Raw genomic sequence first — 22,105 nt, forward strand, 5'->3', positions numbered from 1 at the left:
TTTAAGCGATCGTTTAAGCCGCCACACCGACATCCGTACCCTTGGCCAGAAACGGACGGTCGGTGCGGACCGTGCCTTCGAACGCACCGATCGCATCGCCGCGCGCCAAAGTCAGGCCCACTTCATCGAGTCCGTGAAGCAAGCAATGCTTGCGGAACGGATCGATCTCGAACGTAAAGCGGTCCTGAAACGGTGTGGTCACCGTCTGGCTTTCGAGATCGATGTGGATCGGATCGGTCTTTGCCACTTCGACCAGCCGATCGACCGCCTCTTGCGGCAGAACCACGGTCAGGATGCCGTTCTTGAACGCATTGCCCGAAAAGATGTCTGAAAACGACGGCGCGATCACCGCACGCACGCCAAGGTCGAACAGCGCCCAGGCGGCATGTTCGCGGCTCGACCCACAGCCGAAATTGTCCCCCGCGACGAGAATCGGCGAGCCCTTGAATTCCGCGCTGTCGAACAGATTGTCGGGATCGGCGCGCAGCGTTTCAAAGGCACCCCGCCCCAACCCGTCGCGCGTAATCGTCTTGAGCCAATGCGAGGGGATGATCACGTCGGTATCGACGTTTTTCTGCCCAAACGGATAGGCGCGGCCAGTAATCTCTTTCACGGGTTCCATCAGCGCAAATCCTGTCGCTCAATCGGTCTCTGGGGGCGTCGCCGGAAGCGCCGCCGTCTTGGCCTTTTCCGCGCGCTCCTTGCGCCGCGAGGCATAGAGCAGTCCGGCCGCCACCGCCGCCGAGCCGATCGCCGCCCCGGCCAGCGCCGCCTTGCTGGTCCACGAACCGGTTCCCGAAGCGGTCGATTCGGGTGTCTCGTCCTTTTTGCTCACGAACGGTACTCCTTGCTGTCTTGCCAATGGCCCCATCCTAGCGCCGGCAGCTTGCCCGCACTTGAACAGGTTCAGATCAGGTCGCGCACATCGGTCAGATGCCCCGCCACGGCGGCGGCGGCGGCCATGGCCGGGCTGACAAGGTGCGTGCGCGCGCCCGGCCCCTGCCGCCCGACGAAATTGCGGTTGCTGGTCGAAGCGCAGCGTTCGCCCGCCGGGACTTTGTCGGGGTTCATGCCAAGGCACGCCGAACATCCCGGTTCGCGCCATTCAAAACCGGCGTCGACAAAGACACGATCAAGCCCTTCGGCCTCGGCCATGGCCTTGACCAGCCCCGAGCCGGGCACGACGATCGCCCATTTGACGGTATCCGCCTTGCGCCGCCCTTTCAGCACGGCGGCAGCGGCGCGCAAATCCTCGATGCGGCTGTTGGTGCAGCTGCCGATGAAGACGTTCTGGATTTCGACCGAAGCCATCGGCTGGCCCGGTTCGAGGCCCATATAGGCCAGCGACTTGGCCGCCGCATCGCGCTTTGACGCATCGGCAAAGCTGTCGGGCGCGGGCACCGTGCCGGTGATCGGCACGACATCTTCGGGGCTGGTGCCCCAGGTCACGCTCGGCGCGATGTCCGCCGCATCGATCACCACGACTTTGTCATACGTCGCGCCCGGATCGGTGGCGAGGCTCTTCCACCAGGCGACAGCCTTGTCCCAGTCATCGCCTTTGGGCGCATAGGGGCGACCCTTGACATAGGCGATGGTCTTGTCATCGGGCGCGATCAGCCCGGCGCGCGCGCCATGTTCGATCGCCATGTTGGACACGGTCAGGCGCCCTTCGACCGAAAGCCCACGGATCACCGAGCCGGTATATTCGATGACATAGCCCGTGCCGCCCGACGCGCCGAGCACGCCGGTGATATGCAGGACGACGTCCTTGGCGGTAACGCCCGGAGTCAATTCACCCTCGACGCGCACTTCCATCGTCTTCGACTGCTTGAGCAGCAGCGTCTGGGTCGCCAGCACGTGTTCGACTTCGCTCGTGCCGATGCCAAAGGCCAGCGCGCCCAGCCCGCCGTGACAGGCGGTATGGCTGTCGCCGCAGACAATCGTCGCGCCGGGCAGCGAGAATCCCTGCTCCGGCCCGACAACATGGACAATGCCCTGTTCGCGGTCGGCGTCGCCGATGTAGCGGATGCCGAATTCGGGCGCATTGTGTTCCAGCGCGGCGAGCTGCTGCGCGCTTTCGCGGTCGGCGATGGGAATGCGCGCGCCCTGTGCATCGCGGCGCGCCGTCGTCGGCAGGTTGTGATCGGGCACCGCGAGCGTCAGGTCGGGCCGACGGACCTTGCGCCCGGCAAGCCGCAGCGCCTCGAACGCCTGCGGGCTGGTCACTTCATGGACCAGATGGCGGTCGATATAGATCAGACAAGTGCCGTCGTCGCGGCGTTCAACAACGTGGGCGTCCCAGATTTTCTGGTAGAGCGTGCGTGGGTTCGTCGTGGCCATGCCAAGCCGGTTAAGCCCGCCCAGCCGATATTTCAAGAAAAGCATTTGCGCCAGCGCATGGTCAAGGCGTCGATCGGGGGGTATAGCCGGGCGCATCATGATACCTGCTCTCATCATTCTTGCGACTTTCATCGCGATGGAATGCGTCGCCTGGTCCAGCCACAAATATGTGATGCACGGTTTCGGCTGGGGCTGGCACCGCGATCATCACGAACGGCATGACAGGCTGCTGGAAAAGAACGACCTCTACGCGCTGGTCGGCGCGGCGATCTCGATCAGCTTCTTTGCGCTGGGCAGCCCGCTGATCATGGGCGCGGCGGCATGGTGGCCGGGGACGTGGATCGGGATCGGCGTGCTGATCTACGGGATCGTCTATTCGTTGATCCACGACGGGCTTATCCATCAGCGCTGGTTTCACTATGTCCCGCGCGATGGCTATGCGAAGCGGCTGGTTCAGGCGCACAAGCTGCACCATGCGACGGCCGGCAAGGAAGGCGGGGTCAGCTTCGGCTTCGTTTTTGCCCGCGATCCCCAAGTGTTGAAACGCGAACTGAAAGCGCAACGCGAAGCCGGCATCGCCAAAGTGCGCGATTCGATCTAACTTGCAGCGATCCGCGCGGCATGATCGCGCACCAGGGCAATCATGTTGGGCACGCCCTGGGTACGGTTTGACGAAAGCTGGTTCTTCAGATCAAACCGCGCAAGCGTCGCGGCAATATCGGTCGCGGCGACTTCGGCAGCGGGGCGATCCTGCACGGCGGCGAGCACCAGCGCGACGATCCCCTTGGTGATCGCGGCATTGCTGTCGGCGAGAAAATGCAGGCGATCGCCTTCGCCTTCCAGCGGATAGACCCAGACGCTGGCCGAGCAGCCGCGCACCAGCGTCGCATCGGTCTTGAGCGCGTCGGGCATCGGCTCCAGCTCTCGCCCCAGTTCGATCAGCAGACGATAGCGATCGTCGCCATCGAGGAATTCATATTCGTCGTAGATGTCGTCGAGTGTGCGCATGGGGCCGCCCCTAGCAGAGCAGGCCTCCCCTCTCAATGCTGACCCCCTCAATGATCCCGCAGCGCGTCGATCTCGTGCGCGAGCGTGAGACTGCTGCGATTATCGGTGATGATCCGTTCGAGCACCGCAACGCGGGCATTGAGCGCGGCCACCTCGCGGGCTAGCGCGGCCCCCTCGCGGGCTAGCGCGGCATGGTCCGCGTTGTCGCCGCGCGCAGCCTCGATCCGCGCCATGGCGATGTGGCGGCTGCGCATGACTTTTGCGAACGACGTGATCGCAACGATGGCCACAATGGCGATCCAGAAATCCATGGTCATCAAATTCCCCCGACTGTGCAGGCGCCGAATTCAGCGCAATTGTTCGATTTCCGCCGCAAGACGCGGATTTGACGAGACATAGAACGCTTCGACTTCGGCGAGGCGGCGATCGATGTCGCGAAACTGCGCGCGCACTTCGCGTGCCGTGCGCGCCGGTGACTGACGCACGCCCTGCCAGAATTTCTGCTCGTCGGCATCGACATAGAGGCCGCCGGGCTTGGGCTGCGACAGAAAGCCGAGCGCGAAATAGATCACCGGCATGAACCCGACGCCGCACACCGTCAGCACCACGAAAGCGAGCCGGATCCACAGGACATCGAGCCCGGTATAGTCGGCGATCCCTGCGCAGACCCCCATCCATTTGCCGTTGATCTTGTCGCGATAGAATTTTGTGTGGGCGGTTCTCATGCGCGAGGCCCTTTCTTTTCGGCGAGCATGCGTTCCAGCTCGCCCATCGGTTCATCGTCGGCGGCGCTGCGTCCCAACGGGCGAAATTCGGGATGATCGGCGGCGACCAACCGTTCGACCGTGGTCATGCGGTCTTCGAGACGTCGCGCCAGACGATAGAGCTCGTCGAGCAAGGCCTCGTCCCCCGATGTCAGCGTCGAGGCGGTTTTCCACCGCGTGACATAGTGCATGATGATCCAGGGCAGAAAGATAAACAGCGATACGACGGCAACCAGCCCGATCACGTCTCCGGTTTCCATGGCTCAGCCCTCCTTTCCGGCATCGGGCCCTGTATCGACTTGGCCCAGCGCGCGCTTCATCGCCGCCAGCTCTTCATCGATGCGATCTTCGGCGGCGAGCGCGGCGATCTCGTCGGCCAGCGTCGGCTTGGGCCCGGCAAGATCGAGCGCATCGGCGCGACCTTCGGCATCGTCGACCCGGCGTTCGAGCTGATCGAACCGGGCAAGCGCCTCGTCGACGCGTTCGCTGGTCATCAGTTGTTTGAGCCGCACGCGGTTTTCCGCGCTTTCCAGCCGCGCGGCGATCGCGCTCTGGCGGCTGCGCGCTTCGCGCAGGCGAGTCTGCAGCTTGTCGATGTCGACTTCATAGGCATGGAGCGATTCGGCCAGAATGCCGATTTCCTTGCGCAGCTGATCGGCCATGTCGGCGGCCTTTTTCTTTTCGATCAACGCCGCCCGGGCGAGATCCTCGCGCGATTTCGACAGCGCAAGCTGCGCCTTGTCCGCCCAGTCGGCCTGAAGCCGGTAAAGCCGGTCGACATGGCGCTGCATCTCCTTCTGATCGGCAATGCTCCGCGCCGCCGATGCACGCGTTTCGACCAGCGTTTCCTCCATTTCGAGAATGATCATGCGGATCATCTTCGAAGGGTCTTCGGCCCGTTCGAGCAGGTCGCTGAAATTGGCAGCAATAATATCGCGGGTTCGGGAAAAGATACCCATCGGCATACCTCCGTTGCGGGTCGGGCGGGATTGAGCCCCGTCCCCGGCGCGCGTGTCCTGATCGTCCGTGCCACGCTGCCTTGCAGCGATGGCGCGATCAAGCCGCGAAAGCGGGGCGGGAAGCGGGTTCATGCAAGTTCGCCGGTAATTGCCGCCGGGCTGGCAACAATCAACGGAGCCGCACCGGGAAAAGCGAACGGGCCATGATGCGAAAGCGTCAGGCTCGTCAGCGCCACCAGCGCAAGAACGCTGGCCAGGGCAGCACGACCGAACGGCGACGTGATGAAGCGGGCAGTATCGATCACGACCAGTCTCCTTGAAGGCTTCAATGCCCCGGATGGGCCACATCCCCCTATCTGCATGAGCCGTGCCAAACGCGAAAACGGTCGAAATCGCGCCACTTTCCCCAAGAGGCGCCGTTCCCGAACATGGGATTTCTTGCCCAATCATGGTGGAATTTGCTATTGGTTGGGAATGGAACGCGCGACGCACCTGATCGGCCAGGCGGGCCCCTTTCTCGACGCGGTCGAGCGGGCCAGCCGCGCCGCGCCGCTGCGCCGCCCGGTGCTGGTCGTCGGCGAGCGCGGCACCGGCAAGGAGCTGATTGCCGAACGGCTGCACCACTTGTCTTCGCGCTGGCAGGAGCCGCTGGTGACGATGAATTGCGCCGCGCTGCCCGAAACGCTGATCGAGGCGGAATTGTTCGGGCATGAAGCGGGCGCCTTTACCGGCGCATCGCGCGCCCGCGCGGGCCGCTTCGAAGAGGCCGACCGGGGCACGCTGTTCCTCGACGAACTGGGCACATTGTCGATGGCCGCGCAGGAGCGGCTGCTGCGCGTCATCGAATATGGCGAAGTCACGCGGATCGGCGCCTCGCGGGCGAATCATGTCGACGTGCGCATTGTCGCGGCGACCAACGAAGATCTGCCGCGCATGGCTGCAACCGGGCGGTTTCGCCCCGACTTGCTCGACCGGCTGAGCTTTGAAGTGATCACCCTGCCCCCCTTGCGCGTCCGCGAGGGTGACATTGCCGTGCTCGCCGAGCATTTCGGACGGCGCATGGCCGCCGAGCTGGCCTGGGATACCTGGCCGGGATTTGCGCCCGAAGTCTCCACCGCGCTCGAAACGCATCGCTGGCCGGGCAATGTCCGCGAATTGCGCAATGTCGTCGAACGCGCGGTCTATCGCTGGGACAGCCCGGCGCGCGCCATCGCCGACGTGCAGTTCGACCCGTTCGATTCGCCGTGGAAACCGCAAGGCATGGCGCCCGAGCCCGCGTCCATCGCGCAGCCGGCACCGCCCGTTCGCGGCGATCTCGACGGCGTGACCGACTTGCGCGCGGCGGTCGATACCCACGAACGCGCGATCATCGACCATCATCTGACCAAAAACCGCTTCAACCAGCGCCAGACCGCCAAGGCGCTCGGCCTCAGCTATGATCAGTTGCGCCATGCGCTGCGGCGCCATGGCCTGATCGACCGGGCCTGAACTTTGGCGCTCACCCGGCTGACTTTGCGCGATTTTCGCAACCATGCCGCGACCCGGCTGGACGGTATGGCCACGTTCAACGTGCTGACCGGGGAAAACGGCGCGGGCAAGACCAACGTGCTCGAAGCGATCAGCCTGTTTGCCCCCGGGCGGGGTTTGCGCCGCGCGCAACCCTCGGACATGGCGGCGGCGCAAGGCTCAGGTCAGGGCGCGGGCGGGTTTGCCGTTGCGGCGGAATTGGAAGATGGCGCGCTCGCGCTGGGCACGGCGACCGCCCCGTCCACGCCCAACCGGCGCAGCGTGCGGATCAACGGCGCCGAGGGCCCTGCGACGCGGCTGGCCGAATGGCTGGCGATCACCTGGCTGACCCCGGCGATGGACCGCCTGTTTGCCGAAGGCGCGGGCGCGCGACGGCGGTTTCTCGATCGGCTGGTGCTGACAGTCGATCCCGGCCATGCCCGGCTTGCCACACGCTATGAAACCGCGCTGCGCGAACGCAACCGACTGCTGTCCGAACCGACCGAGCCCGATCCGATCTGGCTCGACGCGCTGGAGGCGCAACTGGCCGAGACCGGCGCGGCGATCGCGGCGGCGCGCCGCGCATTGGTGCAAAAGCTCGATGCCGCCATTGCGGCCGAGCCCGCAGGCCCGTTTGCCCGGCCCGTGCTCGGCTATGCCGGTGAAACGCCGGACGACGCCAGCGCACTTGCCGCGCTTTTGCGCGACGCGCGCCGCCGCGACCGCGCCGCCGGGCGGACTCTGACCGGCCCGCACCGCGACGATCTGGCGGTGACGATGGCCGCCAAGAATGCGCCCGCTGCGGTGTGTTCGACCGGCGAACAAAAGGCCATGCTGATCAGCATCGTGCTTGCCCATGCCGAGCTTGGCGCCGAGGACGGATCGCGCCCGCGCCTCCTGCTGCTCGACGAAATCGCCGCCCATCTCGATCCGCTGCGCCGCGCCGCGCTTTATGCCCGGCTCGCCGCATCGGGCGCGCAAGTGTGGATGACAGGCACCGAGCCCGCTCCTTTTGCCGACCTGCCTGCGCCCGCAGCGTTCTGGCACGTTGCCGACGGACGGGTGGAGCGGCGTTAGCGCTTCAATGCGGCTGCCACCGCCGGCTCGGTCGCCTTGACGATCGCGGCAACGCCCTCGCGATTGGGATGGATATGATCGTCGAGCAGCAAGGCATTGTTGCCGATCACCGGCTGGAGGAAGAACGGCACCAGCGCGGTATGATGGCCGCGCGCCAATTGCGGCCAGATCGGATTGAACGCCTGGGCATAGTCGGGGCCGAGATTGTGCCCCGCCAGCATGCCGGTCAGCAGGACCGGAATATGCCGCGCCTCGATCCCGGTGACGATCGCTTCCATATTGGCGCGCGTCTGGGCGGGCGGCAGGCCGCGCAGCATGTCGTTGCCGCCCAGCCCGACCATCACCAGCGCCGGCTTTTTCGGCTGATTGTCGAGCGTGAAGGCCAGCCTTTGCAGCGCCGCCGCCGTGGTATCGCCCGAAACCGCGCCATTGATCACCCGCGCGGGCACGCCCGCCGCATTGAGCGCGGCTTCGAGCTGCACGGGATAGCTGTCGTTGGGATCGAGCCGGTATCCGGCATAGAGGCTGTCGCCAAAGGCAAGGATCACCGGCGCACCGGCGGGCACTGCCGCATGCATCGGCGCCATATCCGTCGGGGCGATCAGCGCGGGATCGGGCGCATCATTCCCCTGTGCGCCAGGCGCGGGGCCGCATCCGGCCAGAGCGAGGACAGCGATGCACGAAACCGGAAATCGCATGGGCGCCCTTTTCGGGAAGCTTGAGGGTAACGCCTATCTATGTCACGCAGGGCGCGTGACAAGCACCCCCCCCATCATTTGCGCCCATTCCCTCACTCTGACACTGGGCGAAGGCGATGGCCGCGTCATCGTGCTCGACGGGATCGACCTGACTGTCGCAGCGGGCGAGATGGTCGCGCTGCTGGGCCCCTCCGGTTCGGGCAAATCGTCGCTGCTGTCGGTCCTCTCGGGGCTTGAACGCGCCGACAGCGGCAGCCTGCACGTCGCCGGGCAGGATTTTTCGGCGCTCGACGAAGACGGTCTTGCCACGGCACGGCGCGGGCGGATCGGCATCATCCTCCAGGCGTTTCACTTGCTGCCGACGATGACCGCGCTCGAAAACGTCGCGACGCCGCTCGAACTCGCCGGGCGCGAAAACGCGATGGCGCGGGCGCACGAGGAACTCGTCGCCGTCGGGCTCGGCCATCGGGTGAACCATTACCCGGCGCAATTGTCGGGCGGCGAGCAACAGCGCGTCGCCATCGCCCGCGCGCTCGCCCCGGCGCCCGCGCTGCTGTTTGCGGACGAGCCGACCGGCAATCTCGATCACACCACCGGCACGGCAGTCGCCGACTTGCTGTTTGCGCGCGCGGCGGCGGCAGGCGCGACGCTGATCATGGTCACGCACGACGAAGCGCTGGCGCATCGCTGCCGCCGCATCGTGCGACTGGAAGACGGGCGCGTGATCAGCGACGAAGTCACGGCATGACGATGTCGTGGCGGATGGCCTGGCGCCTGGCGCGGCGCGGGCTCGACTGGCGCTTTCGCGGGCTGCGCCTGCTGGTCGCGTGTCTCGTGCTGGGCGCGGCGGCGCTTTCGGCGATCGGCACGCTGACCGGGGCGATCGATCATGAACTGACCACACGCGGGCGCACCATGCTGGGCGGCGATGTCGAATTCACCGTTGCCGCGCGCCCCGCGAGCGCGCGCGAACAGGCCGCGATAGCGCGCTTCGGGCGGGTGTCCGCCGGGGTGCGCATGCAGGCCATGGCGCGCAAGCCGGGCAGCGACGCCGCCGTGCCGATCGAATTGAAAGCCGTCGATGCGCATTGGCCGCTCTATGGCACGTTCACACTGGCCGCACCCGATCGCGGCGCGGGCGCGCCGCAGGGCGCTGTCGTGTGGATCGCCCCCGGCGTCGCCGACCGGCTGGGCGTCGGGCCCGGCGATCATCTGCTGATCGGCGCGGCGGACCTCGTGATCGGGGGGGTGATCGGCGATGAGCCCGACCGGCTGGGCGAAGGTTTTGCGCTCGGCCCGACCGTGATCATCGGCACCGCCGCGCTGACACAGACCGGGCTGATTTCGACAGGGGCGATGGCGCGATGGAAATACCGCGTGCAGACCGGCGCTGCGCCTCAGGCGGCGATCGATGCGTTCAAGGCGGCATTCCCCTCGTCCGGCTTTGAATTCCGCACGCGCGACCGCGCCTCGCCGGGGCTCGACCGCTTTGTTTCGCGGCTGGGGCAATTCCTGTTGCTCGTCGCACTGGCCGCGCTGGCGATTGCCGGAATCGGGATCGGCAACGGCGTCGCCGGGTTTCTCGAAGCGCGACGCGGCACGATCGCCACGCTCAAGATCCTTGGCGCCACAAGCGGCGACATCACGCGCATTTTCGCGCTTCAGATTGCCGCCGCCAGCGTCTTGGCAATTGCCATTGGGCTGGCGCTCGGACTGGTGGCGACGCCGCTGATCGGGCTCGCCTTGCGCGGAGTGCTGCCGGTGGCGACGGGGCTGGTGTTCGATGCCAGGGCGCTCGGCACTGCGGCGGCGCAGGGCCTGTTGATCGCGCTGACCTTCGCTGCCCCGCCTTTGCTGCGCGCGCGGGCCTTCCCGGCGATGGCGCTGCTGCGGGCGCGGGTGTCGCCGCTGACGCTGCCGTGGCGGCGCGCCTTGCTGCCGGTGGGCGGCGGCCTCGCCGGGATTGTCGCGCTGGCGGTGATCCCCGCGCCGCAGCCTGTGCTGGCGCTGGGCTTTCTGGGCGGGGCGGCGGCGCTGTTTGCGCTGCTCGGCGCCTTGGGCTGGGGCCTGACCCGCCTCGCCGCGCGCCTGCCGCGTCCGCGCGGGACGATCGCGCGCATGGCGCTGGCCAATCTTCATCGCCCCGGCGCACAGACCCCGGCGCTGGTCGTCGCGCTGGGGTTCGCGCTCGCCGCATTTGTCGTGCTGGCGGGTGTCGAAACCAGTCTCGACGGCAATATCGCCCGCCGCGTGCCCGCGCGCGCGCCCGATTATTTCGTGCTCGACATCCCGCGCGACGCCGAGGCGCAGTTCCGCACGATCGTCGGCGGGATTGCGCCCGGCGCCACGGTGCGCACGGTGCCCGCCATGCGCGGGGCGATCCTCGCCTATGGCCCGGCCGCGCGCATGACCCGCGTCGCCGATCTGAAGGCGATCCCCGACGATGCCTGGGCGCTGCGCGGCGATCGCGGGCTGACTTATGCCGATGCGCTGCCGCAGGGCAATGTGCTGACCGGCGGGCTGTGGTGGCCGCGCGGTTATACCGGCCCGCCGCTGGTTTCGGTCGATGAAGGCCTCGCAAAGACCCTTGGGCTGCATCTGGGCGACCGCCTGACGATTTCCCTGCTCGGCGTCGAACGCAGCGCGACGATCGCCTCGTTCCGGCGCATCGACTGGGACAGCTTTGGCTTCAACTATGTGCTGGTGTTCAGCCCCAACGCGATTGCCGATGCGCCGCACAGCCTTGCCGGCACGATCGAGCTGCCGGGGGCAAGCAAGACCGCGCCGGTCCGCCGCGCGATCCTGTCGGGGCTGGTCCGCGCGCTGCCGTCAAGCTCTGTCATCGAAGTCGGCCCGGTGCTTGGGCAAGCGCGCGCGATCCTGACCGAAGTCGGCACGGCGGTTCTCGCGGCGGGCTCGGTCGCGGTGCTCGCCGGGCTGGCCGTTTTGGCGGGCGCGATCGCCGCGCAACGTGCCAGCCGTCAATACGACACGGTCATCCTGCGCGTACTGGGCGCCAGCAGCCGACAATTGCTGACGCTGGTGCTCGCCGAATATGGCCTGCTCTGCGCTATCCTCGGCGCTGTCGCGCTGGCGCTCGGCAGTGCGACGGCGTGGGGCGTGGTGGTCTGGCTGTTCGGCTTTGCCTGGCTGCCCGACTGGACCCGCATCCTCGGCGTACTCGCGCTCGGCCTGACGCTCGTCATGGCGCTGGCCCTTGGCGGATCGCTGTCGATCCTGCGCACCCGCCCGGCCAAAGTCCTGCGCGAGCTTTAAGTCGATTCGAATGGCAATTTATGCCATAAAGGTACGGAGGAGTTCGCGATGGCTACCATGAATGTTTCCGTGCCCGACACCATGCGCGCCTGGGTTCAGTCGCGTATCGACAGCGGGCGTTATGCCAGCGTCAGCGACTACGTCCGCGATCTGATCCGCAAGGACCAGACAACGACCGACCCGGGCCAGTGGCTGGCAGCGCTGGACGCGACCATCGCGCGTGGCCTGGCCGATGGAGAGGCGGGGCGAGTTACCGAGGCGGAGACGGTTTTTGATCGACTCTCCACGAAATATGCCGCGATGCGCGCGCAACCGTGAAGGTCGTTTTGACCGAAGCAGCCGTGCAAAGCCTTGAACGGATCGGCGACCATATCGCTCAGGACAACCCCGCGCGCGCAGTTTCATTCATCGCCGAATTGCGCGAAGCAGCACTGGGGCTTGGCGACTTGCCCAATGCTTACCCGTTGGTTCCCCGCTATGAGCGAAGCGGAATTCGCCGCCGCGTTCATGACGCTTATTTGATCTTTTACCGCGTTGAGCCCGACCGCGTGCTGATCCTGCTGATCGCCCACGGCGCTCGTGATTACGGAAAGCTCCTTTTGCCGGAAGAATAGCGGGCAATCACGAAAATACGTCCGCATCGTGGATCTGCTTGGGGTCGGGGCCATAGCTGTTGGCCCCGTGCGTGCCTTCCAGACACATCAGCACGAGCAACGCAAACCAGCCCAGAAACGGGATCAGGCCCAGCAACAGCAACCAGCCGCTGCGGTCCTGATCGTGCAGACGGCGCACAGTCACGGCCAGATGCGGGATCAGACTGAACAGGCTGAACAGCCCGCCGACGATCCCGACCCCGCCGAACAGCCCGCTCGACACAAACATGCCGCCCGGCCCGCTGACCATTTCGTGGCGGCCAAACAGGACATTCAGCGCCACGTAGACCAGCCAGATGAACAGCATGAACGACCAATATTCCCGCCGCCGCGACCGCCCCGAAAATTCGGCATAGCGACGATAGGGCAAAAGCATCCAGGTCAGCATGAGCGTCGCCTCCAATCAGCGAAATACGTTGGCACTATAGGGATCGCGCGGATCTGGGCCAAACCGGTTGGGCCCGCGCGTGCCTTCGAGGCACATGAAGATCAGCAGGACGATTCCCCCGACATAGGGAATCAAGCCCAGAAGAATAAACCAGCCGGACTTGTCCTGATCGTGAAACCGGCGAACCTGAACCGCGATCGAGGGAATGAATGTAGCCAGCGCAAACAGGCCGAGCAGACCCAGACCAATGGAACCGCCGACAGGCAACGGGTTGCCGGGTGTCCCCAAACCGCCCGCAACACGGCTTTGCACGAAACTGGCGAAGCTGAACCCGCCAAGAATGGTATAGACAATCACGTTGAACAGGAAAAACATCCAGTATTCCTGCCGCCCGGAACGCCCTTGAAACTCGGCATACCGGCGATAGGGCAAAAACATCCATTCCATGACTGTTCCCCCGATTGGGCTGTCGTGATCGCAAACCCGCACGCAATTAGGCCACGATCGCATAACCGCCGCAAGCGTTTCCGCCGCGCCATCGAATCGCGCGCCCCAAAACGCCCACTTGCCGCAGCGCACACAAAACGGTATGGGCCCGCCCAACCGGGCGTACGTGCCGGTGATGCGCGATGGCCCCGCCGTGATGGAAGGCCGGGCTACAGCATTGCCAGCAGGGCTTGCGCCAGACCACGCCCTTTCAATTATCGGCCCCCAACAGCCGCCCTAACAGCGAAAGCCTTTTTGATGTCCAGCGCCCTGCGCAATATCGCGATCATCGCCCACGTCGACCACGGCAAGACCACGCTCGTCGACCAGTTGTTCCGCCAGTCGGGTACGTTCCGCGAAAACCAGCGGATCGAAGAACGCGCGATGGATTCGAACGATCTCGAAAAGGAGCGCGGGATCACGATTCTCGCCAAGTGCACCTCGGTCGAATGGGAACACCCGACGACCGGCGACCTGACGCGAATCAACATCGTCGACACCCCCGGCCACGCCGACTTCGGCGCCGAAGTCGAACGCATCCTGAGCATGGTCGATGGCGTCATCCTGCTGGTCGACAGCTCGGAAGGCGCGATGCCGCAGACCAAGTTCGTCACCGGCAAGGCGCTCGCGCTCGGGCTCAAGCCGATCGTCGTGGTCAACAAGATCGACCGCGCCGATGGTCGCCCGCAGGAAGTGCTCGACGAAGTGTTCGACTTGTTCGTCGCGCTCGATGCCAACGACGAACAGCTCGAATTCCCGGTGCTCTATGCTTCGGGCCGCAACGGCTATGCCAGCGAAGACCAGGAAGCGCGTGAAGGCGATCTGATCCCGCTGTTCGAAAAGATCGTCAGCCACGTCTCCGCGCCGAATCTCGACGCCGAAGCGCCGTTCAGCTTCCTTGCCACGCTGCTCGACCGTGACAACTTCATGGGCCGCGTGCTGACCGGTCGCGTCCAGTCGGGCACGATCCGCGTCAACCAGCCGATCCACGCGCTCGACCGCGACGGCAAAGTGATCGAAGTGGGCCGCGCTTCAAAGCTCATGTCGTTCCAGGGCCTCGAACGCGTGCCCGTCGACGAAGCGCGCGCGGGCGACATCATCGCGCTTGCCGGCCTCGAAAAGGCGACTGTGTCGAACACCATCGCCGATACGAGCGTGTCGGTGCCGATCGCCTCGCAGCCGATCGATCCGCCGACTCTGGCGATGCGTTTTGCCGTCAACGACAGCCCCTTTGCGGGCCGCGAAGGCGACAAGGTCACCAGCCGCATGATCCGCGACCGCCTGCTGCGCGAAGCGGAAACCAATGTCGCCATCCGCGTCACCGAAAGCGCCGACAAGGACAGCTTCGAAGTCGCCGGTCGTGGCGAACTGCAGCTGGGCGTGGTGATCGAAACGATGCGCCGCGAAGGCTTTGAACTGGGCATCAGCCGCCCGCGCGTGCTGTTCGGCACCGACGAAGCGGGCAACCGCACCGAGCCGTATGAAACCGTGCTGATCGATGTCGACGACGAATATTCGGGCACGGTCGTTGAAAAGATGCAGCGCCGCAAGGCCGAGCTGACCGACATGCGTCCGTCGGGCGCCGGCAAGACGCGCATCACCTTTTCGGCGCCCTCGCGCGGGCTGATCGGCTATCACGGCGAATTCCTGTCCGACACGCGCGGCACCGGGATCATGAACCGCCTGTTCGAAAAGTACGGCCCCCACAAGGGCGCGATCGAAGGGCGCCAGAACGGCGTGCTGATCTCCAATTCGACCGGCGAAGCGGTCGGCTATGCGCTCAACAGCCTTGAAGAACGCGGCATCCTGTTCGTCAGCCCGCAGGAAAAGGTCTATGAAGGCATGATCATCGGCGAAAATGCCAAGCCCGACGATCTGGAAGTCAATCCGCTCAAGTCGAAGCAACTGACCAACTTCCGCTCGACCGGCAAGGACGACGCGATCCGCCTGACCCCGCCCAAGGTCATGACGCTCGAACAGGCGATCGCCTATATCGACGACGACGAAATGGTCGAAGTCACGCCGCAGTCGATCCGTCTGCGCAAGGCGATCCTCGATCCCAACGAACGCAAAAAGGCCAGCCGCAAGAAGGAAGTGGCCTGAACCTTTTCCAAGCCCGCCGCCCCCTACGGGACGGCGGGCTTTCTCTTTCAGGCTATGCGTAAAACGTGGTTGTCGAACCGGCGGGCGCCTGTTGCGTCTGGCTGGTGGTATCGGTTGCCAGGCTGCTCGCATCCTGCGTCGCGTTCGACAGGCCGAGCGAAGACAGAAAACTGCTCGCCAGGCTCGCAAACGTCGTGCCGCCCGTCGTGCCGCCCGTCGTGGCGGAGGCACTGGTGCCGCTGGTCTGGCTGCTGTCGCTCGGCGCCGTATTGGTGCTGGATGACGATCCGCCGTGGTGGTGATGGTGATGCGTCGATGGCGTAGCGCTCGTGCCGCTCGCGGCGGCGGCGGGGGACGTGGCGGTGGTGGCCGCCGTCGCATTCGATGCGGTCGTGGTGCTGTCGGCATTGGCCGTTTCGACCTTTTGGACCGCAGTGCTCAGCATGGTCGACCAGTTGGTCGTGCCGAATGCCGATGATGTGCTGCTCTGGATAGTCATGGCGTGCTCCATTGGGTTTCGGGCTGCCCGTGCCCGGTCCCTTTGCGCCGGCAGGTCCGCAAGGATCAGAACGGTATCGGTCCGCCGCGTTTAACCCGCGCGCATGGACCTGTTGCACAAACGCGCCACACGCGATGCCAAAGGTGCGCCGCAACATTCCTCCCGATGTCCGAAATCAGCCCGTTTTCCGTGTATTTTCGACATGCCCAGGCACCAAGATTGCCAAGTTGAATCATTTGGCAACATAACTGTCACAGGCATTTGTCAGGGCCCCTCTCGAAGAGTTTCGAGACAACAGGGGAATGACATGCCTAGCCACATGATCCGCCGCGCGGCGCTTTACGGAACCGCGATCGCGCTGTGCCTCGGTGCAGCGCCCGCCTTTGCCGCAGATGCACCCGCTCCGGCCGCCGACGCCGCCGACAACACCATCCGCAACACCGACGACATCATCGTCACCGGCACCAAGGTAAACCAGGCCACGCCGATCACCGCGTCGGTCCATACCTTTGAACCGCAAGCGATCGTGTCGCGCTCGATCATCGAAAACTCGATCGCCCCGACCGCCGACTACAGCCAGGTCATTTTGCTGACGCCCAGCGCCTCGCTCCTGCCGAGCAGCGGCAACGGCGTCGGCCTTGGCGATGCCAAGATTGTGCTGCGCGGGTTCAAGGACGGCCAGTACAACATGACCATCGACGGTGTCCCGTTTGGCGACACCAACGACCCGACGCACCATTCGACCTCGTATTTCCCCAACGGCACGTATGACCGCATCATCGTCGATCGCGGCCCCGGCGGCGCGACCGATCTGGGCCAGGCAAGCTATGGCGGCCAGGTCCACCTCATCAGCCGCGAAGTGGAAAACAAGTTCTTCGTCGAAAACCAGTCGGTTTACGGCAGCTTTGACACCTGGATGGAACGCCTGACCGTCAACAGCGGCGAAATCAAGGCGCTCGGCGGGCTGAAACTGATGGGCGTTGGTGAATACAAGACCACCAATGGCGCCCTTACCCATGAAAGCGCCGACTGGACCAACTTGTTCGGCAAAGCCGAACTGCCGATCGGGAACAACGCCAAATTCACCTTCGTCGCCGCGTACAACCACAGCCCGTTCCATCAGTCCGACGCAGGTGGCGGTGCGACACAAGCGCAAATCAACATGTTCGGGCAGAATTTCGGCGGGGTCGATCCGAGCCAGGCGGCAGGATCGGGCTATACCAATGCCCGCACCGACTGGAACTGGGAAATCAAGACCACCGACTTTGAAATCGCCCGGTTGCAATGGAATGTGGCCAGCAACATCGCGATCGACAACAAAGCCTACACGTATTTCTACAAGAACTTCACGATTTCGACCACGGATTCGACTGACCCGTGCAACATCCTGTCAACCGCCACGCAGTGCAGCGGCAGCGCGTACAAGAACGCCAAGGCCCAAGGCACCGGCCTTGAAGGATCAGGCGGCGCGACGCTGAAGGGGGACATCCCGGGTTACAGCAAGCTCAACCAGTACCGCGTGCTTGGCGACATCCTGCAAACCACCTGGACCAATTCGCTTGGCATCCTGAAGGTGGGGGCGTGGTACGAACACGCCGAAACCAAGCGCTACCGCTATTTCTACGACTTCACCAGCGCCTCGGCTGCCGGTGGGCTTGGTGACGAATATTTCAACGCCTCGATCATGAACAACGGTTCGAACTGGTCGTGGGACCAAAAGACCAGCACCGGCTTCGTCGAAGCGAATGGCACGCCGCTGCCCGCCTATCTCAACTTCGACGAGCATAGCGGTTGGAACCAGATCCAGTTCTTTGGCGAAATGGCATTCAAGCTGCTTGATGACAAGCTGACGCTGACGCCGGGCGTAAAGAGCATGGTGTTTACCCGCTTCATCGACACCCCGATTGCCGCACAATCGTCGCGTCACAGCCTCTACGACCATCAGAACTACAAGCCGACACTGCCCTATGCGACGATCAACTATCTGATCCAGCCAAACCTGTCGATCTATGGCCAGTTCGCCAAGGGCTTCGTCATCCCGTCGCTTTCAAACAGCCTGGAATCCTCGGGCGCGAACAACGCATTGGTTCCCGTCGTTCCGGTGCCGACCAAGACGACGAACTGGCAGACGGGGATGGTCTATGCCGGCAACCGGATTAATGTTGACGTCGACGGCTACTACATCCTTGCCAGCAACTCGACCGCCGTCGACCCGACAAACCCGAACGTGCAGGTGCTCAACGCCAACCCGGCGCGGTACGAAGGCCTCGAAGGCCAGATCAGCTATGTCATTCTGCCGCACCTGACTGCGCTGGCCAACGCCACGATCATGTCATCCAAGGACGAAACGACCCATCTGTGGCTGCCAAGTTCGCCGACCAACACGGAAACGCTGGGCCTGCTCTATAACAACGGCATCTTCAACTTCAGCTTCATCGAAAAATTCACCGGTCGGCAATATGCGGATTCGGCCAACCAGGTGCCGGTTGCCGCCTATGATTACGGCATCCTGTCGGCCAGCGCGAAGTGGAAAAACTACACGCTCGGCCTTTCGGTAACCAACGTGTTCAACAATCAACCAGTGACTTCGATCGGGGGATCAACGGCGCTGCCGCTGTATATCTTCCAGACCCGACGGTCGTTCCAGGCGTCCTTCAAGGCGCGCTTCTGATCAAAACCTGATCGCGATACGCGCAGTATAACGGAACCGGGTCGCCCCACAGCGGCCCGGTTTCGGCGTATCGAGCCCCGCAGACGACGGACCGCGCGGCCAAAATGTCGACAGGGCGCGACAAGCCGCACCAACCCGGTTATGGGCGCGCCATGCAATTGACACCATCCACTCCGGATCAGCCGCAGGCAAGCGGCACAACCCCGTTGCCCACAGGGCCTGACCTGTCTTCACTGCGCGTCGCGCTGTTCAGCGGCAATTACAACTATGTGCGCGATGGCGCGAACCAGGCGCTCAACCGGCTGGTCGGCTATCTCCTGCGTCAGGGCGCGGCGGTGCGTGTCTATGCGCCGGTGGTGGAAAACCCCGCGTTCGAGCCGACCGGCGATCTGATCGATATTCCCGCGCTGCCCTTGCCCGGCCGCAGCGAATACCGCATCCCCTTTGCGCTGGGGCGGCGCGCGCGGCGCGATCTGGCCGCCTTTGCGCCCAATGTCGTGCATGTCTCGTCGCCCGATGTCGCCGGCCACCGCGCAGTATCGTGGGCGCGGCGGCGGCATCTGTCGGTGCTGGCGAGCGTCCACACCCGTTTCGACACGTATCCGCGCTATTACAACCTCGCCTGGATCGAGCCGATACTGACCGCGATCCTGCGCCGGTTTTACCGCCGCTGCGACGCGCTCGTCGCGCCGTCGGAATCGATGGCGCAAGTCCTGCGCGATCAGCGGATGAACTATGACATCTCGCTATGGTCGCGCGGGGTCGATCGCGACATCTTTCACCCCGGCCGCCGCGACATGGCCTGGCGCCGGAGCCTCGGCATCGGCGATGATGACGTCGTGGTCGGCTTTCTCGGCCGGCTGGTGATGGAAAAAGGCCTCGATGTCTTTGCCGACGCGATCGATGACCTGACACGGCGCGGCTTTGCGCACAAAGTCATGGTCATCGGCGAAGGCCCGGCGCGCGCCTGGTTTGAGGCGCGCCTGCCGGGCGCGGTATTCGTCGGGTTTCAGGGCGGGGCCGATCTGGGCCGCGCGGTCGCCTCGATGGACGTGCTGTTCAACCCGTCGATCACGGAAACCTTTGGCAATGTGACGCTCGAGGCGATGGCTTGCGCCCTGCCCGTTGTCGCCGCCGAAGCCACCGGCAGCGAAAGCCTGGTTGAAAATCACGTCAACGGACGGCTGATCCGCCCCGGCGCGATCCATTCCTTTGCCGAAGCGCTGCGCGCCTATGTCGTCGACCCCGCTTTGCGCGCGCGCCACGGCGCCGCCGGCGAAGCGCGCAGCCTCGATTTCAGCTGGGACCGCATCAACCAGGCCGTTGCCGAAACCTATTTGCGGCTTATCCGCCAAAAACAGGCGCCGCGCTGACTCCTCCCCCATTTGCGGGGGGAGGAGCATGACTACAGGCGCTCGATGCGGCGCGCGGCTTCGTCGAGGATGTCGGCGATGGCGTGCGCCACGCTGTCGTCAAACCCGGCGGCAAAGACCCGGCCCCTGAGCGCCAGTTTCAGATTGGCCATGGCGCGCATGACCGGCGGGCTTGCCTCGCGGCTGGTGGCATCGGCCAGCGCCTGCAACCGGGCGATGATCGCGGCGATGTCTCCGGCGCGCGCTTCGACCTCGGCGCGACCGGCGTCGGTCGCGACAAACGCCTTGCGCGCGCCCTCGCCCGGGGCCTCGGCAATCAGCCCTTCATCAACGAGCAACGACAGCGTCGGATAGACCACCCCCGGACTGGGCGCATAGGCCCCGCCGGTCAGCTCTTCGACCGCCTTGATCAGGTCATAGCCATGGCGGCTTTCGCGGGTCAGCAGGCTGAGCAGCAGCAGGCGCAATTCGCCCTGGGCAAACATCCTCCTGCCGCGACCGCCGCCAAAGCCGCCATGCCCGCGATGCCGGCCTTCGCCGCCAAAGTCATCGCCGGGGCCGCCGTGCCGCCCAAACGGACCGCCACGGCCTTCGCCACGCATGAATCCCATGCCGAACATCCGTCCGGACCGGACCATCATCCGCGCCGCATCGGCGCAAGTCTTGCGATCGTCGTGCGACCGCCATTTTTCGAAACGCATAAATCTCCTTTCGATTCGATGGGTCTAAGATATATCTTTATGGCGATACCACAAGCCCCCGATGGTAAATTTGCGTTCGCAGTCTATATCGGGCCTCAGACCATGTCCGACCTGTTTGCCCCATCCCCGTCCGACGAGCCCAGCGCCCGCGCCGCCCTCAGCCCCGAGCAGGAGCCGCTGGCCGAACGTCTGCGCCCAAAACGGCTGGCCGATATCATCGGACAGGATCATCTGACCGGCCCCGATGGCGCGATCGGGCGCATGGTTGCGGCGGGCAAGCTGTCATCGATGATCCTGTGGGGGCCGCCGGGCACGGGCAAGACCAGTATCGCGCGCCTGCTCGCCGATGCCGTGGGCATGCGCTATGTCTCGATCAGCGCGGTATTTTCGGGCGTCGCCGATCTGCGCAAGGCCTTTGCCGAGGCCGAAAGCATGGCCTCGCTCGGCCGCCGCACGCTGTTGTTCGTCGACGAAATTCATCGTTTCAACCGCGCGCAGCAGGACGGATTCCTGCCCTATGTGGAGCGCGGCACGGTGACACTGATCGGCGCGACGACCGAAAATCCCAGCTTCGCGCTCAACGCCGCGCTGCTCAGCCGCGCGCAAGTGCTGATCCTCCATCGGCTCGATGCCGCCGCGCTGCCCCGGCTGCTCGCCCGCGTCGAGGACGAAACCGGCGTCCCCCTGCCGCTGACCCCGGCGGCGCGCGAGGCATTGGTCGCATCAGCCGATGGCGACGGGCGCTTTTTGATCAATCAGGCCGAAACGCTGCTCGACGTGTCGCTGCCCGCGCCGCTCGATCCGGCGGGCCTGTCGAAATTCCTGATGCGGCGCATGGCGGTCTACGACAAGGACCGCGACGGGCATTACAACCTGATCTCGGCGCTGCACAAATCCTTGCGCGGATCGGACGCCCAGGCCGCGCTCTATTATCTCGCGCGGATGCTGGTGGCGGGCGAAGACCCGATGTTCGTGCTGCGCCGCCTGGTCCGCTTTGCCAGCGAAGACATCGGCCTTGCCGATCCGCAAGCGCTGATCCAGTGCCTTGCCGCCAAGGATGCCTATGATTTCCTCGGCAGCCCCGAAGGCGAACTGGCGATCGTGCAGGCCTGCCTCTATTGCGCGACCGCGCCCAAATCGAATGCCGCCTATCTCGCGCAAAAGGCCGCCTTTGCCAGCGCGCGCGAAACCGGATCACTCAGCCCCCCGGCCAACATCCTCAACGCGCCGACCAAGCTGATGAAGGACATCGGCTATGGCGCGAACTACGCCTACGATCACGACGCGCCCGACGGCTTTTCCGGTGCCGACTATTGGCCCGAAGGCATGGCGCGCCAGACCTTTTACCGCCCGGTCGAGCGCGGATTCGAACGCGAAGTCATCCGCCGCCTCGAATGGTGGGAAAAACGGCGCCAGGACCGCGCATGACGCGCCATCCAAAAGCCCCTCCCCGCGCGGGGCCACTCGATTTCCCATCGCAAGTGCGTCTGTTTTCATGGATCGGCATAATCTGAATCCGCTCGTCCTGAGCCTGTCGAAGGACGCGCGCGCCATCTGTGGCAGGCGATGGGACACGTGCGCCCGGCAGCCCCGGCGCGCATCC

Annotated in this window: 25 protein-coding genes; 11 read left to right on the top strand and 14 right to left on the bottom strand. The window is 64.9% G+C overall.

Annotated features, from left to right (window positions below; all coding sequences use genetic code 11):
- Positions 1–13: 13 nt before the first annotated feature.
- From leuD to leuC, 3 genes are all read right to left on the bottom strand, one after another.
- Positions 14–622, bottom strand: a complete 609-nt coding sequence (leuD, locus tag AQZ50_RS18420; protein WP_067748612.1) for a 3-isopropylmalate dehydratase small subunit — start codon at positions 620–622, stop codon at positions 14–16.
- A gap of 18 nt (positions 623–640) precedes the next feature.
- Entirely contained in the window at positions 641–835 is a 195-nt protein-coding gene (locus tag AQZ50_RS18425) for a hypothetical protein (RefSeq protein ID WP_067748613.1), read from the bottom strand.
- 71 nt (positions 836–906) lie between these two features.
- A complete protein-coding gene (gene leuC, locus AQZ50_RS18430; RefSeq protein ID WP_067748697.1) occupies positions 907–2,340 on the bottom strand; it encodes a 3-isopropylmalate dehydratase large subunit in 1,434 nt (477 codons plus the stop codon).
- Between the two features lie 97 nt (positions 2,341–2,437).
- Between leuC and AQZ50_RS18435 the strand changes: the two genes are divergently transcribed.
- Positions 2,438–2,941, top strand: a complete 504-nt coding sequence (locus tag AQZ50_RS18435; RefSeq protein ID WP_067748615.1) for a sterol desaturase family protein — start codon at positions 2,438–2,440, stop codon at positions 2,939–2,941.
- Here the strand turns inward: AQZ50_RS18435 and AQZ50_RS18440 are convergent.
- Genes AQZ50_RS18440 through AQZ50_RS20620 form a run of 6 tightly spaced genes read right to left on the bottom strand, consistent with a single transcriptional unit; the run spans position 2,938 to position 5,376 of the window.
- Positions 2,938–3,348 carry a SufE family protein gene (locus tag AQZ50_RS18440; RefSeq protein ID WP_067748620.1) on the bottom strand — a complete coding sequence of 137 codons (411 nt, stop codon included), beginning with the start codon at positions 3,346–3,348 and terminating at the stop codon, positions 2,938–2,940. The genes AQZ50_RS18435 and AQZ50_RS18440 overlap by 4 nt on opposite strands.
- A gap of 47 nt (positions 3,349–3,395) precedes the next feature.
- Complete coding sequence (locus AQZ50_RS18445; RefSeq protein ID WP_067748626.1) at positions 3,396–3,665, bottom strand: hypothetical protein; 270 nt, start codon at positions 3,663–3,665, stop codon at positions 3,396–3,398.
- 30 nt (positions 3,666–3,695) lie between these two features.
- Positions 3,696–4,073, bottom strand: coding sequence for an envelope stress response membrane protein PspC (gene pspC, locus AQZ50_RS18450; RefSeq protein WP_067748629.1), 378 nt, complete (start codon positions 4,071–4,073; stop codon positions 3,696–3,698).
- On the bottom strand, positions 4,070–4,372 hold the full coding sequence (pspB, locus tag AQZ50_RS18455) for an envelope stress response membrane protein PspB (RefSeq protein WP_067748632.1): 303 nt from the start codon (positions 4,370–4,372) through the stop codon (positions 4,070–4,072). Before pspB ends, pspC begins: the two co-directional genes overlap by 4 nt.
- A 3-nt stretch (positions 4,373–4,375) precedes the next feature.
- Positions 4,376–5,203: a phage shock protein PspA gene (pspA, locus tag AQZ50_RS18460; protein ID WP_067748633.1), complete on the bottom strand. Its 828-nt coding sequence runs from the start codon at positions 5,201–5,203 to the stop codon at positions 4,376–4,378.
- Positions 5,200–5,376 carry a hypothetical protein gene (locus AQZ50_RS20620; RefSeq protein WP_156427433.1) on the bottom strand — a complete coding sequence of 59 codons (177 nt, stop codon included), beginning with the start codon at positions 5,374–5,376 and terminating at the stop codon, positions 5,200–5,202. The genes pspA and AQZ50_RS20620 overlap by 4 nt, the downstream gene beginning before the upstream one ends.
- Before the next feature lie 169 nt (positions 5,377–5,545).
- On the opposite strand from AQZ50_RS20620, the gene pspF reads away from it, so the two are divergent.
- Positions 5,546–6,559, top strand: a complete 1,014-nt coding sequence (gene pspF / locus AQZ50_RS18465; RefSeq protein WP_067748643.1) for a phage shock protein operon transcriptional activator — start codon at positions 5,546–5,548, stop codon at positions 6,557–6,559.
- A 3-nt stretch (positions 6,560–6,562) separates the two neighbouring features.
- A complete protein-coding gene (gene recF, locus AQZ50_RS18470) occupies positions 6,563–7,654 on the top strand; it encodes a DNA replication/repair protein RecF (protein ID WP_067748646.1) in 1,092 nt (363 codons plus the stop codon).
- Here the strand turns inward: recF and AQZ50_RS18475 are convergent.
- Positions 7,651–8,352, bottom strand: a complete 702-nt coding sequence (locus tag AQZ50_RS18475; protein WP_067748649.1) for a GDSL-type esterase/lipase family protein — start codon at positions 8,350–8,352, stop codon at positions 7,651–7,653. The genes recF and AQZ50_RS18475 overlap by 4 nt on opposite strands.
- A gap of 55 nt (positions 8,353–8,407) precedes the next feature.
- Between AQZ50_RS18475 and AQZ50_RS18480 the strand changes: the two genes are divergently transcribed.
- The 4 genes from AQZ50_RS18480 to AQZ50_RS18495 are packed head-to-tail and all read left to right on the top strand — an operon-like array spanning position 8,408 to position 12,242.
- Entirely contained in the window at positions 8,408–9,100 is a 693-nt protein-coding gene (locus AQZ50_RS18480) for an ABC transporter ATP-binding protein (RefSeq protein ID WP_067748652.1), read from the top strand.
- Positions 9,097–11,628 (top strand): ABC transporter permease, encoded by a 2,532-nt coding sequence (locus tag AQZ50_RS18485; RefSeq protein ID WP_231730408.1) that lies wholly within the window; start codon positions 9,097–9,099, stop codon positions 11,626–11,628. Before AQZ50_RS18480 ends, AQZ50_RS18485 begins: the two co-directional genes overlap by 4 nt.
- Before the next feature lie 48 nt (positions 11,629–11,676).
- Positions 11,677–11,946, top strand: a complete 270-nt coding sequence (locus AQZ50_RS18490; protein ID WP_067748654.1) for a type II toxin-antitoxin system ParD family antitoxin — start codon at positions 11,677–11,679, stop codon at positions 11,944–11,946.
- An 8-nt stretch (positions 11,947–11,954) separates the two neighbouring features.
- Positions 11,955–12,242, top strand: a complete 288-nt coding sequence (locus tag AQZ50_RS18495) for a type II toxin-antitoxin system RelE/ParE family toxin (protein ID WP_231730409.1) — start codon at positions 11,955–11,957, stop codon at positions 12,240–12,242.
- Between the two features lie 7 nt (positions 12,243–12,249).
- Here AQZ50_RS18495 and AQZ50_RS18500 read toward each other — a convergent pair whose 3' ends face one another.
- Entirely contained in the window at positions 12,250–12,669 is a 420-nt protein-coding gene (locus tag AQZ50_RS18500) for a DUF805 domain-containing protein (RefSeq protein WP_197412552.1), read from the bottom strand.
- Positions 12,670–12,684: 15 nt separating this feature from the next.
- A complete protein-coding gene (locus AQZ50_RS18505; RefSeq protein WP_067748660.1) occupies positions 12,685–13,116 on the bottom strand; it encodes a DUF805 domain-containing protein in 432 nt (143 codons plus the stop codon).
- A gap of 297 nt (positions 13,117–13,413) precedes the next feature.
- Between AQZ50_RS18505 and typA the strand changes: the two genes are divergently transcribed.
- Positions 13,414–15,258 carry a translational GTPase TypA gene (gene typA, locus AQZ50_RS18510; RefSeq protein ID WP_067748664.1) on the top strand — a complete coding sequence of 615 codons (1,845 nt, stop codon included), beginning with the start codon at positions 13,414–13,416 and terminating at the stop codon, positions 15,256–15,258.
- A 52-nt stretch (positions 15,259–15,310) separates the two neighbouring features.
- On the opposite strand, the gene AQZ50_RS18515 is transcribed toward typA, so the two are convergent.
- Entirely contained in the window at positions 15,311–15,757 is a 447-nt protein-coding gene (locus tag AQZ50_RS18515; RefSeq protein ID WP_156427434.1) for a hypothetical protein, read from the bottom strand.
- 307 nt (positions 15,758–16,064) lie between these two features.
- On the opposite strand from AQZ50_RS18515, the gene AQZ50_RS18520 reads away from it, so the two are divergent.
- Together AQZ50_RS18520 and AQZ50_RS18525 are read left to right on the top strand one after the other, a co-directional pair.
- The gene (locus AQZ50_RS18520) at positions 16,065–18,428 is read left to right on the top strand and encodes a TonB-dependent receptor (protein ID WP_197412553.1); all 2,364 of its coding nucleotides are present in this window, start codon (positions 16,065–16,067) and stop codon (positions 18,426–18,428) included.
- A gap of 152 nt (positions 18,429–18,580) precedes the next feature.
- Positions 18,581–19,801, top strand: a complete 1,221-nt coding sequence (locus AQZ50_RS18525; RefSeq protein ID WP_082703792.1) for a glycosyltransferase family 4 protein — start codon at positions 18,581–18,583, stop codon at positions 19,799–19,801.
- Between the two features lie 32 nt (positions 19,802–19,833).
- Here the strand turns inward: AQZ50_RS18525 and AQZ50_RS18530 are convergent, their stop codons facing one another.
- Entirely contained in the window at positions 19,834–20,502 is a 669-nt protein-coding gene (locus AQZ50_RS18530) for a PadR family transcriptional regulator (protein ID WP_082703790.1), read from the bottom strand.
- A gap of 102 nt (positions 20,503–20,604) precedes the next feature.
- Here AQZ50_RS18530 and AQZ50_RS18535 point away from each other — a divergent pair, with 102 nt between their 5' ends.
- Entirely contained in the window at positions 20,605–21,930 is a 1,326-nt protein-coding gene (locus AQZ50_RS18535) for a replication-associated recombination protein A (RefSeq protein ID WP_067748669.1), read from the top strand.
- The last annotated feature ends 175 nt before the right edge of the window (positions 21,931–22,105 follow it).

This window comes from Novosphingobium sp. Fuku2-ISO-50, assembly GCF_001519055.1.
Taxonomy (GTDB): Bacteria; Pseudomonadota; Alphaproteobacteria; order Sphingomonadales; family Sphingomonadaceae; genus Novosphingobium.